Here is a 13,455-nt window from a genome sequence, read left to right as displayed (position 1 = left end):
CGAGCAAACCGGCGCGAGCGAGTATGAAGGCGCCGTTGCAGATCGAGCCGAAGCGCCGCGCCCTGGCGGCGGCACTGCGTAGCCAGTCATCGAAGTCGGGACCGAAATCCTCGAACGGCAGCTGCGGGCCACCCGCCACCAGCAGCAGGTCATAGGCTTGCAGGGCTTCGCGGTAATGCCGATGAGCTTGCAACGACAAGCCGTTGGAGGCCGCCATCGTGCCGTGGCCGATACCGATCACTTCCAGTTGGTAGTGATCTTCAGGCACGAGAAAACGGTTCGCCTCGCAGAACACATCCATCGGCCCGGTCACATCCAGTGACTGGACGCCGGGGAAGATCAGGATGGCGACGGTTTTGCTCATGAACAGGCACACCTTTACCTAACTGGATAAACACAGAACCCCTCCCACCTTTGGATTTTCGCAGACTTGGAGGGTGATATTGCCTGCTACACCCTAGCCGATTTTCACTTGGCACGATGTAGCGGCACATTGGCCGACATCGCACCCTCGCTGCGATAGCCCCTCCCCAGTCACGCGACCAGACTGGCTTCCTCGGCGCCACCCCGGCGCTTTCTTGCGGAGAACGACCATGAGCACCACCATCGCCGGCATCAAGATCCCGGACAGCGCCCTGGCCAAGGCCGCCACCGACTATATCCGCGACGTCGAGTCCGACCTGCTCTACCACCACTCGCGCCGGGTGTTTCTGTTTGGCGCGTTGAGCGGTGAGCGCAAGCAACTGGCCTACAACCCGGAGTTGCTGTACGTCGGCGCGATGTTCCATGACCTGGGCCTGGTGCAAGGCCATCGCAGCGATGACCAGCGTTTCGAAGTCGACGGTGCCAACGCAGCGGCGGACTTCCTCACGCCGTATGGGCTGAGCGATGACGATATCGAGCAGGTGTGGCTGTCCATCGCACTGCACACGACGCCGGGTGTGCCGCAACATCTGCGCCCGACCGTGGCGCTGGTCACCGCCGGCGTCGAGATGGACGTGCTGGGCATGGACTACGCCGCGTTTACCCCCGTGCAGCGCGAAGCCGTGGTGCATGCGCATCCACGCGGTGAAGGGTTCAAGGAGTGCATCATCTGCGCCTTCGCCGACGGCTTGCGCCATCGCCCGCAGACCACGTTTGGCAACGTGAAGACCGATGTGCTGGTGGATCAGGCGCCGGGGTTCAAGCCGATGAACTTTGTCGAGGTGATTCGCCAGTCGCCGTGGGCTGCGTAATCAACCTGGAATGCGGTCCAAATGTGGGAGGGGGCTTGCCCCCGATAGCAGAGTGTCAGTCACTGAAGCTGTGACAGATCCACCGCCATCGGGGGCAAGCCCCCTCCCACATTTTTAACCCGGCGCAGGCCGTTAGACCGGCGCGGGAGCCCGACGCTTGTCCGGCTGCTGCCAGCCATCGGCGGCCGCTTCTTCGATCGCTTGCTGGATGGCTTTCTTGCGCAGGTCTTCGGCACGACGGCTGAAGAACCACACCAGGAAGGTCACCAGCGACACCGCCAGCAAAATCAGGCTGGCCACGGCGTTGATCTCGGGTTTAACCCCAAGGCGCACGGCCGAGAACACTTCCATCGGCAAGGTGGTCGAGCCCGGGCCGGAGACGAAGCTGGCGAGTACCAGGTCATCGAGGGACAGCGCGAAGGACATCATCCCACCCGCCGCCAACGACGGCGCGATCATCGGGATGGTGATCAGGAAGAACACCTTCCACGGCCGCGCGCCCAAGTCCATCGCCGCTTCTTCGATCGACAGGTCCAGCTCACGCAAACGCGCCGACACCACCACCGCCACATACGCCGCACAGAACGTGGTGTGGGCGATCCAGATGGTGACGATGCCACGCTCCTGGGGCCAACCGATCATCTGCGCCATCGCCACGAACAGCAGCAACAGCGACAGACCGGTGATCACCTCGGGCATGACCAACGGCGCGGTCACCAGGCCGCCGAACAGCGTGCGACCCTTGAATTGGCTGATGCGCGTCAGCACGAACGCCGCCAATGTACCCAGCGCCACGGCCGCGATGGCCGTGTAGCAGGCGATTTCCAGCGAGCGTGCCACCGAGCCCATCAATTGGGTGTTGTCCAACAGGCCCACGTACCACTTGATCGACCAACCGCCCCACACCGTCACCAGCTTGGATTCGTTGAACGAATAGATCACCAGGATCAGCATCGGCAGGTAGATGAACAACAACCCCGCCACCAGCATGAAGCTTGAGAAACTGACGCGCTTCATATCTTGCCCTCCATCTCTTTGGCTTGGCTGCGGTTGAACAGGATGATCGGCACGATCAGGATCGCCAGCATCACCACCGCCAGAGCAGAAGCCACCGGCCAGTCACGGTTATTGAAGAATTCTTGCCACAACACTTTACCGATCATCAGGGTTTCCGGACCGCCCAGCAGTTCCGGGATCACGAACTCGCCGACCACCGGGATAAACACCAGCATGCAGCCGGCGATGATGCCGTTCTTGGACAGCGGCACGGTGATCTTCCAGAAACTGTTGAAGGTGCTCGAACCCAGGTCCGAGGCGGCTTCCAGCAGGCTCTGGTCGTGCTTCACCAGGTTGGCGTACAGCGGCAGGATCATGAACGGCAGGTACGAATAGACCACACCGATATACACCGCGATGTTGGTGTTAAGGATCTGCAGCGGCTCGTTGATCAGCCCAATGGACATCAGGAAGCTATTGAGCAAACCATTGTTGCTAAGGATGCCCATCCACGCATACACGCGGATCAGGATCGCGGTCCAGGTCGGCATCATGATCAGCAGCACCAGCACGGTCTGCATCTCTTTGCGCGCGGTGGCAATAGCGTAGGCCATCGGGTAACCGATCAGCAGGCACAGCAAGGTGCTAAAGAACGCCATCTTCAGCGAACCCAGGTACGCGGCGATGTACAACTCGTCGCCCGCCAGCAAGCTGTAGTTGGCGAGGTTGAGCACCAGTTGCAGCTTCTGCTCAACGTAGGTGTAGATCTCGGTGTAGGGCGGAATCGCCACATCGGCTTCGGCAAAGCTGATTTTCAGGACAATGAAAAACGGCAGCGCGAAAAACAGGAACAGCCACAGGAAGGGAATCCCGATGACCACCTGCTTGCCACTGGGGATTATGCGGTGCAAGCGCCGCTTGAGTTTCTTCATGTTCATGAGCGAAGTACCACGCCGCTGTCGTCTTCCCACCACACGTATACCTGGTCACCCCAGGTTGGCCGCTGGCCACGGCGTTCGGCGTTGGCGACGAAGGATTGCACCAGCTTGCCGCTCGGAAGTTCCACGTAGAACACCGAGTGCCCGCCGAGGTAGGCGATGTCGTGGACCTTGCCGCTGGACCAGTTGTGCTCGCAGGTCGGCATTTCGGTGGTGACCAGCAGTTTTTCCGGGCGAATGGCGTAGGTCACCGACTTGTCTTCCACCGCAGTGGCGATGCCGTAGCCCACGTAGATGTCGCGGTCCAGGTCCGGGCACTTGAGCACCGCGTGACCTTCGGCGTCGTCGACCACCTGGGTGTCGAAAATGTTGACGTTGCCGATGAATTCGCACACCAGGCGGCTGGTCGGCGTCTCGTAGATGTCGACCGGGCTGCCGATCTGCGCGATCCAGCCCAGGTGCATGATCGCGATGCGCTCGGCCATGGTCATGGCCTCTTCCTGATCGTGGGTCACCATGACGCAGGTCACGCCGACGCGCTCGATGATTTCCACCAGTTCCAGTTGCATCTGCGAACGCAGTTTCTTGTCGAGGGCGCCCATCGGTTCATCGAGCAGCAGCAGTTTCGGGCGTTTGGCCAGCGAACGGGCCAGGGCCACACGCTGGCGCTGGCCACCGGACAACTGATGCGGCTTGCGCTTGGCGTACTGGCTCATCTGCACCAGCTTGAGCATCTCGGTCACGCGGGCGTCGACTTCGGCCTTGGGGATCTTGTCCTGTTGCAGACCAAACGCGATGTTCTGCGCCACGGTCATGTGCGGGAACAGGGCGTAGGACTGGAACATCATGTTGATCGGCCGCTCGTAGGGCGGCATGTCGGTGATGTCCACACCGTCGAGGTAGATACGACCCTCGGTTGGACGCTCAAAACCTGCGAGCATGCGCAACAAGGTGGATTTGCCCGAACCCGAACCGCCGAGCAAGGCGAATATCTCGCCTTTCTTGATTTCCAGGGACACATCGTCCACGGCAATCGTCTCGTCGAACTTCTTCGTGACCCGGTCGATTTTGACCAGCACCTTTTTCGGTGTCTGGTCGCCCTCGAGGGCTTTCTTATAGGCGCCGGAGGCAACTGCCATTTACGAAACTCCCGAAAAAAAAGGGTGCAGTTCGCCCGAGGCGGGCGAACCCAGGATAGTTTGAGCCTTACTTGCCCGTCTTGACCTTGGTCCAGCTACGGGTCATTAAACGCTGCACGTTCGGGGGTAGCTCGACGTTGACAAATGTCCGCTCGAGAACCGCCTGCGGTGGGTAAACCGCTTCGTCGGTGCGTATCGATTGTTCCATCAGTGTGTCCGCCCCTGGGTTAGGGTTGGCATAACCGACGTAATCACTCACCTGAGCGATAACCTCAGGTTGCAGTAAATAGTTGATGAAGGCGTGGGCCTCTTTGACGTTGGTCGCGTCCTTGGGGATCGCCAGCACGTCAAACCACAGGTTGCCGCCTTCTTTCGGAATCGCGTAGGCGATATTCACGCCCTTGCCCGCTTCGCTTGCGCGCGCCTTGGCCTGGAATACATCGCCGGAGAACCCGGCCGCCACGCAGATGTTGCCGTTGGCCAGGTCGGAGATGTATTTGGAAGAATGGAAGTAGGTCACATAGGGCCGCACTTTCAGCAGTTTCGCTTCGGCCTTCTTGTAGTCTTCGGGGTTCTCACTGTTGGGGTTCAGGCCCATGTAGTTGAGCACCGCCGGCAGCATTTCATCTGCCGAGTCCATGAAGGACACGCCGCACTTCGCCAGCTTCTTCATGTTTTCCGGCTCGAACAGCACGGCCCAGGAGTCGATCTTGTCGACGCCCAGCACTTCTTTGACTTTATCGACGTTGTAACCGATGCCGTTGGTGCCCCACAGGTACGGCACGGCGTATTGGTTGCCCGGGTCGTTCTTTTCCAGACGCTTGAGCAGCGCCGGGTCGAGGTTGGCGTAGTGGGTCAGCAACGACTTGTCGAGCTTCTGGAACGCCCCGGCCTTGATCTGTTTGCCGAGGAAGTGATTGGACGGCACCACCACGTCGTAACCGGTACGCCCGGCCAGCAACTTGCCTTCCAGGGTTTCGTTGGAATCAAACACGTCATACACCGGCTTGATACCGGAGGCCTTTTCAAAGTTGGCCAGGGTGTCGGGGCCGATGTAGTCCGACCAGTTATAAACATGCACAGTCGATGCGGCCTGCACGCTGATGGCCAGCGTGACACCTGCACCTACCAGCAAGGCTTGGCGAAATAAAGAAAATGGCAAGTGGAGGTCCTCTTAAATAGTTGGGCCCAAAGTTGTTGCCCGGCAACAAAACCGGCGCGCAACTTACCCTCGATAAACCGATCCGGCAAAACTTTATGTCATTTAATGTGTGGGAGGGGGCTTGCTCCCGATGGCGGCGTACCATCCGAGAACATCGGCGACTGACACTCCGCCTTCGCGAGCAAGCCCGCTCCCACAGGTTTTAAGGCTTATTTGCCCGATTTGATTTTAGTCCAGCTGCGTGTCATTTCACGCTGCGTCGTCGCCGGCAAGTCGGCAATGGCATACAGCTTGGCTTGCACATCCGCTGGCGGGTAGATGCCTGGGTCGCTGGTGATGTCTTTGTCGACCAATGCGGTGGCTTTCTCGTTACCGTTCGGGAAACGCACGCTGTTGGTGATCGCCGCCATGACTTTCGGCTCGAGCAGATAGTTCATGAACTTGTAGGCGGCTTCAAGGTTTTCGGCATCTTTAGGGATGGCGACCATGTCATAGAAACTACCGGCGCCTTCCTTCGGAATGTCATACGCCACTTTGACCTTGCCACCGGCTTCAGCCGCGCGGGACTTGGCCTGCTGGATGTCACCCGAGTAACCCACGGCCACGCAGATGTTGCCGTTGGCCAGGTCGGAGATGTACTTGGAGGAGTGGAAGTAGCCGATCGAAGGACGGATTTTCAGGAACAGGTCTTCGGCTTGCTTGAGGTCAGCCTTCTTCTGGCTGTCGGTCGGCAGGCCCAGGTAATGCAGCGCGATCGGCAACATTTCGGTTGGCGAATCGAGGAAGCTCACGCCGCAGCTCTTGAGCTTGGCGATGTTTTCCGGCTTGAGCAGGATGTCCCACGAATCGATCTTGTCGATGCCCAGTGCGGCCTTGACCTTCTCCGGGTTGTAACCGATGCCGATCGAACCCCACATGTACGGGAACGCGTGCTTGTTGTCCGGGTCGCTGACCGACACGGCCTTGAGCAGGGACGTGTTCAGGTTTTCGTAGTTGGACAGCTTGGACTTGTCCAGCTCCTGGTAGACGCCGGCCTTGATCTGCTTGGCGAGGAAGTTGTTCGACGGTACGACGATGTCGTAACCGGACTTGCCTGCCAGCAACTTCGCTTCGAGGGTCTCGTTGCTGTCGAATACGTCGTACACCACTTTAATGCCCGACTCTTTTTCAAAGTTGGCGATGGTGTCCGGAGCGATATAGTCGGACCAGTTGTAGACGTGCAGCACTTTATCGTCTGCCTGGGCCGCGCCCGCCATTGCGCCCATCAGGGACAACGCGAGGAGGGTCTTGCCAGCGTTCTTCAAACCTAATGCCTTCATTTGGTGATGCTCCGATTTTCTTTTTTGGACCGCAACATACTTCATCGATCTACAGCTGTTTGGCAGCCCGTCGAAGGGCAGCAAAACAGGACAACAGTCTGGCAAGTTAGGGGGCCGGCTTTCAACTAACCCCCACATTTATAACTGCCCGAACGCAGCGCCCAAGAGCCACTGCGTTCTGAGCCTAGCACTTAGCCCTGCAATGCCGCCAAAGTCAGGTCCAGGCAATGACGAGCCTTGGTCACCAACTCGTCAATTTCGGTCTTGCTGATCACCAGCGGCGGCGAAATGATCATGGTGTCACCCACGGCGCGCATGATCAGGCCATTCTCGAAGCAGAAGGTTCGGCAAATCATGCCAACGCCACGGCCTTCGTAACGCTTGCGCGTCGCTTTGTCCTGAACCAGTTCAATTGCACCGAGCATGCCAACACCGCGCACTTCACCCACCAATGGATGATCAGCCAGCTCCCTCAGACGTTTCTGCAAATAGGGTGCCGTTTCGTCATGCACACGCTTAATAATTTGCTCATCGCGCATGATGCGGATGTTTTCCAGGGCCACCGCCGCTGCCACCGGGTGACCGGAGTAGGTGAAGCCGTGGTTGAAATCGCCGCCTTCATTCAGCACCGCAACCACCTCGTCGCGCACGATCAGGCCACCCATCGGGATGTAACCCGAGGTCAGGCCCTTGGCGATGGTCATCATGTCGGGCTTGAGGTCGTAGAAATCGCTGCCGAACCACTCGCCGGTACGGCCGAAACCGCAGATCACCTCATCGGCGACAAACAGGATGTCGTACTTGGCGAGGATTTCCTTGATGCGCGGCCAGTAGCTGTCAGGCGGCACGATCACGCCACCGGCGCCCTGGATCGGCTCGGCAATAAAGGCACCGACGTTGTCCACGCCCAGTTCCAGGATCTTCTCTTCGAGCTGGTTGGCGGCCCACACACCGAACTCTTCGGGGCTCATGTCGCCGCCTTCGCCAAACCAGTAAGGCTGGGCGATGTGGACGATACCCGGGATCGGCAAGTCGCCCTGCTCATGCATATAGGTCATGCCGCCGAGGCTGGCGCCAGCCACGGTGGAGCCGTGGTAGCCATTCTTGCGGCTGATGATGATTTTCTTGTTCGGCTGGCCCTTGATCGCCCAGTAGTGGCGGACCATGCGCAGCATGGTGTCGTTGCCTTCGGAGCCGGAGCCGGTGAAGAACACGTGGTTCATGCCGGCCGGTGCGACGTCGGAGATCGCCTTGGCCAGTTCCAGCACCGGCGGGTGGGCGGTCTGGAAGAACAGGTTGTAGTACGGCAGTTCTTTCATCTGCTTGGCGGCGGCATCAGCCAGTTCATCGCGACCGTAACCGATCGCCACGCACCACAGGCCGGCCATGCCGTCGAGGATCTTGTTGCCTTCGCTGTCCCACAGGTAAACGCCGCGGGCTTTAGTGATGATCCGCGGGCCTTTCTCTTTCAACTGCTTGAAGTCGCTGAACGGCGCCAGGTGGTGATCATTGCTCAAGGCTTGCCATTCACGGGTTTGCGGGTTGTTGCTGGACATACCAATCTCCTAGACTTTTCGGTGAAGGGCGCACCGTTTAAAGGGCGCGCCCGGCGCATCAGACGGCGAAGAGCAGAAATTCCCGCTCCCAAGAACTGATCACGCGCTTGAAGTTTTCATGCTCGGCCCGCTTGACCGCGACGTAGCCAGTGATGAATTTGTGACCCAGGTATTTCTCGACGGTCTTGCTGTTTTCCATGCGTTCCAGGGCGTCTTCGATGGTCAACGGCAGGCGCAGGTTGCGCCGTTCGTAACCACGGCCGACGACCGGCGCGCTCGGGTTATGCCCTTCGACCATGCCGATGTAGCCGCACAACAGGCTGGCGGCAATCGCCAGGTACGGGTTGGCGTCAGCGCCCGGCAGGCGGTTTTCCACACGACGGTTCTGCGGGCCGGCATCCGGTACGCGCAGGCCGACGGTGCGGTTTTCTTCGCCCCACTCCACGTTCACCGGCGCGGAGGTGTCCGGCAGGAAGCGGCGGAACGAGTTCACGTTGGGGGCGAACAGCGGCAGCAATTCGGGGATGAATTTCTGCAGGCCGCCAATGTGGTTGAGGAACAGCTGGCTCATGGTCCCGTCTTCATTGGAGAAGACGTTCTTGCCGGTGGCGATGTCGATGATGCTCTGGTGCAGGTGCATCGCGCTGCCGGGCTCGCCGGTCATCGGCTTGGCCATGAAGGTGGCGGCCACGTTGTGCTTGAGCGCGGCTTCACGCATGGTGCGCTTGAACACCAGGATCTGGTCGGCCAGGGACAGGGCGTCGCCGTGACGGAAGTTGATTTCCATCTGCGCCGTGCCGTCCTCGTGGATCAGGGTGTCGAGGTCCAGCTCCTGCAGTTCGCACCAGTCGTAGACATCTTCGAACAGCGGGTCGAATTCGTTGGCCGCTTCTATAGAGAAGGACTGCCGGCCGGTTTCCGGACGCCCGGAACGGCCAATCGGCGGTTGCAGCGGGAAGTCCGGGTCTTCGCAGCGTTTGGTCAGGTAGAACTCCATCTCCGGCGCCACGATGGGCTGCCAGCCTTTGTCGGCGTAGAGCTTGAGGACTTTCTTGAGCACGTTGCGCGGCGACAGCTCGATCGGGTTGCCTTGCTTGTCGTAGGTGTCGTGGATCACCTGGGCGGTAGGCTCGATGGCCCACGGCACCAGGAACACCGCGTTCTGGTCGGGGCGGCAGATCATGTCGATGTCGGCCGGGTCGAGCAATTCGTAATAGATGTCGTCTTCGACATAGTCGCCGGTCACGGTCTGCAACAGAACGCTCTCGGGCAGGCGCATGCCTTTCTCGGCGATGAACTTGTTGGTCGGCGAGATCTTGCCCCGGGTTATGCCGGTGAGGTCGCCAATCATGCATTCGACTTCTGTGATCTTGTGGTCTTTCAACCAATCGGTGAGCTGGTCGAGGTTGTTACTCATAAATGCCTCTGGGCTGGGTTTCCTGACGTCCATTAAAAGTCAGGCTTTGGTTGACGCATCGGCGTCGCTGGTTCATCAGAGTGGGAGCTTAACCGCCATTTGGGGTGCCGTTGCACTCCTTAAGCAAAAGGCTTGCCTCCCGTGCAGGATAATGAGCGGCAACCGCAAAAAAGGCAGGACCGGCGTCATGGAAAGGGCGGGTATAAAAAAATGAACGGGGAACGCGAACAGCATCCTGGCCGTCAAGAATAATGACCGGATCGAGGGGATTTATCGGGGATTGAATAGTCAATGGAAATGCGCGTTCGCAACATTCAAGATAGCTATGAAAAGCATGCAGACCGACCTGTTTCGAGCAGGTGGTGATGCCGATTATCGGCAGGCCAGACATGAAGCACCCCGGTATTATTGCTGTTATGGGTTTTAATCGAGCTTAGCCTTGTTCATTTTTTTACACAACACCCCCGTAAAAAATACAACACGGCCCGCTCAAGCCTGCTAGTCCCGAACCGGTCAAACCGACAAAACCGCCCCAAAAAGCCCCAAAAAAGCCCACTAGGCGCTTTTTTGGGGCAAAAAAGGCCTCGCTTGACTTCGGCATGCGGTTCGGGTTGACTGAAACCAGAAAAGATCAATGATTGATATTTTTAACAACAAAGGTGTTGCATCATGTCGGTACCCCCGCGTGCCGTTCAGCTTAACGAAGCGAACGCGTTCCTTAAGGATCATCCTGAGGTTCTGTACGTAGACCTTCTAATTGCGGATATGAATGGTGTGGTGCGCGGTAAGCGCATCGAACGCACCAGCCTCCACAAGGTTTACGAGAAAGGCATTAACCTGCCTGCCTCTTTATTTGCCCTGGATATCAACGGCTCAACGGTGGAAAGCACCGGCCTGGGTCTGGACATCGGTGATGCTGACCGAATCTGTTATCCAATCCCCGACACCCTGTGCAATGAACCTTGGCAAAAGCGCCCCACCGCGCAACTGCTGATGACCATGCACGAAATTGAAGGTGAACCTTTCTTCGCCGATCCGCGCGAAGTGCTCCGACAAGTTGTGAGCAAATTCGACGAACTCGGTCTGACCATCTGCGCTGCCTTCGAGCTTGAGTTCTACCTGATCGACCAGGAGAACGTGAACGGCCGCCCACAACCGCCCCGCTCGCCAATCTCCGGCAAACGTCCGCACTCGACACAGGTCTACCTGATCGACGACCTCGACGAATATGTCGACTGCCTCCAGGACATCCTGGAAGGTGCCAAAGAGCAAGGCATCCCGGCTGACGCCATCGTCAAGGAAAGTGCCCCGGCGCAGTTCGAAGTGAACCTGCACCACGTGGCCGACCCGATCAAGGCCTGCGACTACGCGGTACTGCTCAAGCGCCTGATCAAGAACATCGCCTACGACCATGAGATGGACACCACCTTCATGGCCAAGCCTTACCCAGGCCAGGCAGGCAACGGTTTGCACGTACACATTTCGATCCTGGACAAGGACGGCAAGAATATTTTTGCCAGCGAGGATCCCGAGCAGAACGCCGCATTGCGTCACGCGATCGGCGGTGTGCTGGAGACCCTACCCGCCCAAATGGCGTTCCTGTGCCCTAACGTCAACTCCTACCGTCGTTTCGGCGCACAGTTCTACGTGCCGAACTCGCCGTGCTGGGGCCTGGACAACCGCACCGTCGCCATCCGCGTACCGACCGGCGCGGCTGACTCCGTGCGTATCGAACACCGCGTAGCCGGTGCCGATGCCAACCCCTACCTGCTGATGGCTTCGGTCCTGGCGGGCATCCACCACGGTCTGACCAACAAGATCGAACCGGGTGCGCCAGTGGAAGGCAACAGCTACGAGCAGAACGAACAAAGCCTGCCGAACAACCTGCGCGATGCCCTGCGCGAGTTGGACGACAGCGAGGTGATGGCCAAGTACATCGATCCTAAATACATCGATATCTTCGTCGCCTGTAAGGAAAGTGAGCTGGAAGAGTTCGAACACTCCATCTCCGACCTTGAGTACAACTGGTACCTGCATACCGTGTAAGCGGTGGTTGCAGTAAAAAGAGCGCCGCAGACCTTATGGCCTGCGGCGCTTTTTTTGTGGCGAGGGCGCTTGCTCCCGCTGGGCTGCGAAGCGGCCCCAACAAGATCACCGAGTCCTTTCAGGCAGAACGGGGTGGCCTGCTTTAGGGCTGCTGCGCAGCCCAGCGGGAGCAAGCTCCCTCGCCACAAGGTGTGGATCGCCTTCAAGCTCTGCGTACAATGCCCGCTGCCTTGTAGGAGACTTCCATGACCACCCGCCCCGCCGCCCCTCGCAAACCCCGCGCCCGCAGCCAGGCCCGGATCGACGCGATCCTCGACGCCGCCCGCACGTTGCTGGCGTCCGAAGGCGTGGCCGGTTTGTCGATCTACAGCGTGGCCGAGCGCGCACAGATTCCGCCGTCGTCGGTGTATCACTTCTTCGCCAGTGTGCCAGCACTGCTGGAAGCGTTGACCGCTGACGTCCATGCGGCATTCCGCGCCGCAATCCAGGCGCCCATCGAGCATGATTCACTCAAGTATTGGCGCGACCTGTCTTACATCGTCGAACAGCGCATGCTCACCATCTACAGCAACGACGCCGCCGCCCGCCAGCTGATCCTAACCCAGCACGGGCTGACCGAAGTGAATCAGGCGGACCGCCAGCACGATCTGGAGTTGGGTGACTTGATGCTGGCCGTATTCAACCGGCACTTTGAAGTGCCGACCCTGCCCACCGATGTGGACGTGTTCGCGCTGGCACTGGAATTGAGTGATCGCGTGTATGCGCGTTCGGTGCATCAGCATGGGCTGATCACGCCGCGTATGGCGGAGGAAGGCATGCGGGTGTTCGATGCGTATGTGGGGCTTTATTTGCCGGCATATTTGCCCAAGCGCGGCGTCACTGTCTGATGGATGTGTCGCCTGGCAGGGCCTCATCGGGAGCAAGCTCCCGATAGCGGCCTCAAGCGATCACAACTTGGCGATCGACACCTCAGTGGATTTGACGAAAGCAATCACCTCGCTGCCGATCACCAGCTCCAGCTCCTTGACCGAACGGGTGGTGATTACTGACGTCACGATGCCGGACGCGGTCTGCACGTCGATTTCCGAGAGCACGTCGCCTTCGACGATTTCCTTGATGGTGCCTTTGAACTGGTTACGCACGTTGATGGCTTTAATAGTCATGTCGTTTTTCCTTCAGGGGACAAGTGAGTTATTGCGCCCAACGCAATTGCGTAGGCAGCGGTGAAACAGGTTCGGGTTCCGGCGGGCTACCGGGCAGCGACAGCACACGGTTGAGCACTTGTGTTTCCAACGCGGCCAGGCGATGCGAGCCTCGGACGCGTGGACGCGGCAGGTCGACGATCAGGTCGAGGCCGATTTCGCCGTCTTCGATCAGGATCACCCGGTCGGCAATGGCCACGGCTTCGCTGACGTCGTGGGTTACCAGCAACACGGTGAAACCGTGCTTCTGCCAGAGGTTTTCGATCAGTTGCTGCATCTCGATGCGAGTCAACGCATCCAGCGCGCCCAACGGCTCATCGAGCAACAGCGCGACGCAGATGCCGATCTTGATCAGGGTGGCGCGGTCCAGCGCGGGTTCTTCTTCGGTGTGTTTGGTCGGCTGTGGGCGAAACAGCATGTAGATCAGCGCCAGGCTCATCAGCCC

14 protein-coding genes are annotated in these 13,455 nt (G+C 59.1%); 3 read left to right on the top strand and 11 right to left on the bottom strand.

Annotated features, from left to right (window positions below; genetic code table 11):
• The coding region (locus tag L9Z73_RS14845) for a DJ-1/PfpI family protein (RefSeq protein WP_247402196.1) at window positions 1-364 on the bottom strand (364 nt) is incomplete at its 3' end.
• 229 nt (window positions 365-593) lie between these two features.
• Between L9Z73_RS14845 and L9Z73_RS14840 the strand changes: the two genes are divergently transcribed.
• Window positions 594-1,235, top strand: a complete 642-nt coding sequence (locus tag L9Z73_RS14840) for an HD domain-containing protein (RefSeq protein ID WP_247402193.1) — start codon at window positions 594-596, stop codon at window positions 1,233-1,235.
• 132 nt (window positions 1,236-1,367) lie between these two features.
• Here the strand turns inward: L9Z73_RS14840 and L9Z73_RS14835 are convergent, their stop codons facing one another.
• The 8 genes from L9Z73_RS14835 to L9Z73_RS14800 form a co-directional block, all read right to left on the bottom strand.
• Window positions 1,368-2,252 carry an ABC transporter permease subunit gene (locus L9Z73_RS14835; protein WP_247402191.1) on the bottom strand — a complete coding sequence of 295 codons (885 nt, stop codon included), beginning with the start codon at window positions 2,250-2,252 and terminating at the stop codon, window positions 1,368-1,370.
• Window positions 2,249-3,169 (bottom strand): ABC transporter permease subunit, encoded by a 921-nt coding sequence (locus tag L9Z73_RS14830; RefSeq protein WP_282598635.1) that lies wholly within the window; start codon window positions 3,167-3,169, stop codon window positions 2,249-2,251. Before L9Z73_RS14830 ends, L9Z73_RS14835 begins: the two co-directional genes overlap by 4 nt.
• On the bottom strand, window positions 3,166-4,308 hold the full coding sequence (locus L9Z73_RS14825) for an ABC transporter ATP-binding protein (RefSeq protein WP_247402189.1): 1,143 nt from the start codon (window positions 4,306-4,308) through the stop codon (window positions 3,166-3,168). The genes L9Z73_RS14830 and L9Z73_RS14825 overlap by 4 nt, the downstream gene beginning before the upstream one ends.
• A gap of 67 nt (window positions 4,309-4,375) precedes the next feature.
• Window positions 4,376-5,470 carry a polyamine ABC transporter substrate-binding protein gene (locus L9Z73_RS14820; RefSeq protein ID WP_247402186.1) on the bottom strand — a complete coding sequence of 365 codons (1,095 nt, stop codon included), beginning with the start codon at window positions 5,468-5,470 and terminating at the stop codon, window positions 4,376-4,378.
• 209 nt (window positions 5,471-5,679) lie between these two features.
• Window positions 5,680-6,774 carry a polyamine ABC transporter substrate-binding protein gene (locus tag L9Z73_RS14815; protein WP_282598636.1) on the bottom strand — a complete coding sequence of 365 codons (1,095 nt, stop codon included), beginning with the start codon at window positions 6,772-6,774 and terminating at the stop codon, window positions 5,680-5,682.
• Between the two features lie 206 nt (window positions 6,775-6,980).
• A complete protein-coding gene (locus tag L9Z73_RS14810) occupies window positions 6,981-8,345 on the bottom strand; it encodes an aspartate aminotransferase family protein (protein WP_247402182.1) in 1,365 nt (454 codons plus the stop codon).
• 58 nt (window positions 8,346-8,403) lie between these two features.
• Window positions 8,404-9,762 carry a glutamine synthetase family protein gene (locus tag L9Z73_RS14805; RefSeq protein ID WP_247402180.1) on the bottom strand — a complete coding sequence of 453 codons (1,359 nt, stop codon included), beginning with the start codon at window positions 9,760-9,762 and terminating at the stop codon, window positions 8,404-8,406.
• Between the two features lie 88 nt (window positions 9,763-9,850).
• The gene (locus L9Z73_RS14800) at window positions 9,851-10,153 is read right to left on the bottom strand and encodes a glutamine amidotransferase (RefSeq protein WP_247402178.1); all 303 of its coding nucleotides are present in this window, start codon (window positions 10,151-10,153) and stop codon (window positions 9,851-9,853) included.
• A gap of 278 nt (window positions 10,154-10,431) precedes the next feature.
• Here L9Z73_RS14800 and L9Z73_RS14795 point away from each other — a divergent pair, with 278 nt between their 5' ends.
• Together L9Z73_RS14795 and L9Z73_RS14790 are read left to right on the top strand one after the other, a co-directional pair.
• On the top strand, window positions 10,432-11,808 hold the full coding sequence (locus L9Z73_RS14795; RefSeq protein WP_247402177.1) for a glutamine synthetase family protein: 1,377 nt from the start codon (window positions 10,432-10,434) through the stop codon (window positions 11,806-11,808).
• A 245-nt stretch (window positions 11,809-12,053) separates the two neighbouring features.
• A complete protein-coding gene (locus L9Z73_RS14790; RefSeq protein WP_247402175.1) occupies window positions 12,054-12,695 on the top strand; it encodes a TetR/AcrR family transcriptional regulator in 642 nt (213 codons plus the stop codon).
• 60 nt (window positions 12,696-12,755) lie between these two features.
• Here L9Z73_RS14790 and L9Z73_RS14785 read toward each other — a convergent pair whose 3' ends face one another.
• Together L9Z73_RS14785 and L9Z73_RS14780 are read right to left on the bottom strand one after the other, a co-directional pair.
• Window positions 12,756-12,971 carry a TOBE domain-containing protein gene (locus L9Z73_RS14785; RefSeq protein WP_003213899.1) on the bottom strand — a complete coding sequence of 72 codons (216 nt, stop codon included), beginning with the start codon at window positions 12,969-12,971 and terminating at the stop codon, window positions 12,756-12,758.
• Between the two features lie 28 nt (window positions 12,972-12,999).
• The coding region (locus tag L9Z73_RS14780; protein WP_247402172.1) for a hypothetical protein at window positions 13,000-13,455 on the bottom strand (456 nt) is incomplete at its 5' end.

Origin of the sequence: Pseudomonas emilianonis (assembly GCF_023072625.1) — a bacterium.
GTDB lineage: Bacteria > Pseudomonadota > Gammaproteobacteria > Pseudomonadales > Pseudomonadaceae > Aquipseudomonas > Aquipseudomonas paraveronii.
This window is presented reverse-complemented; position numbering and strand designations above follow the sequence as displayed.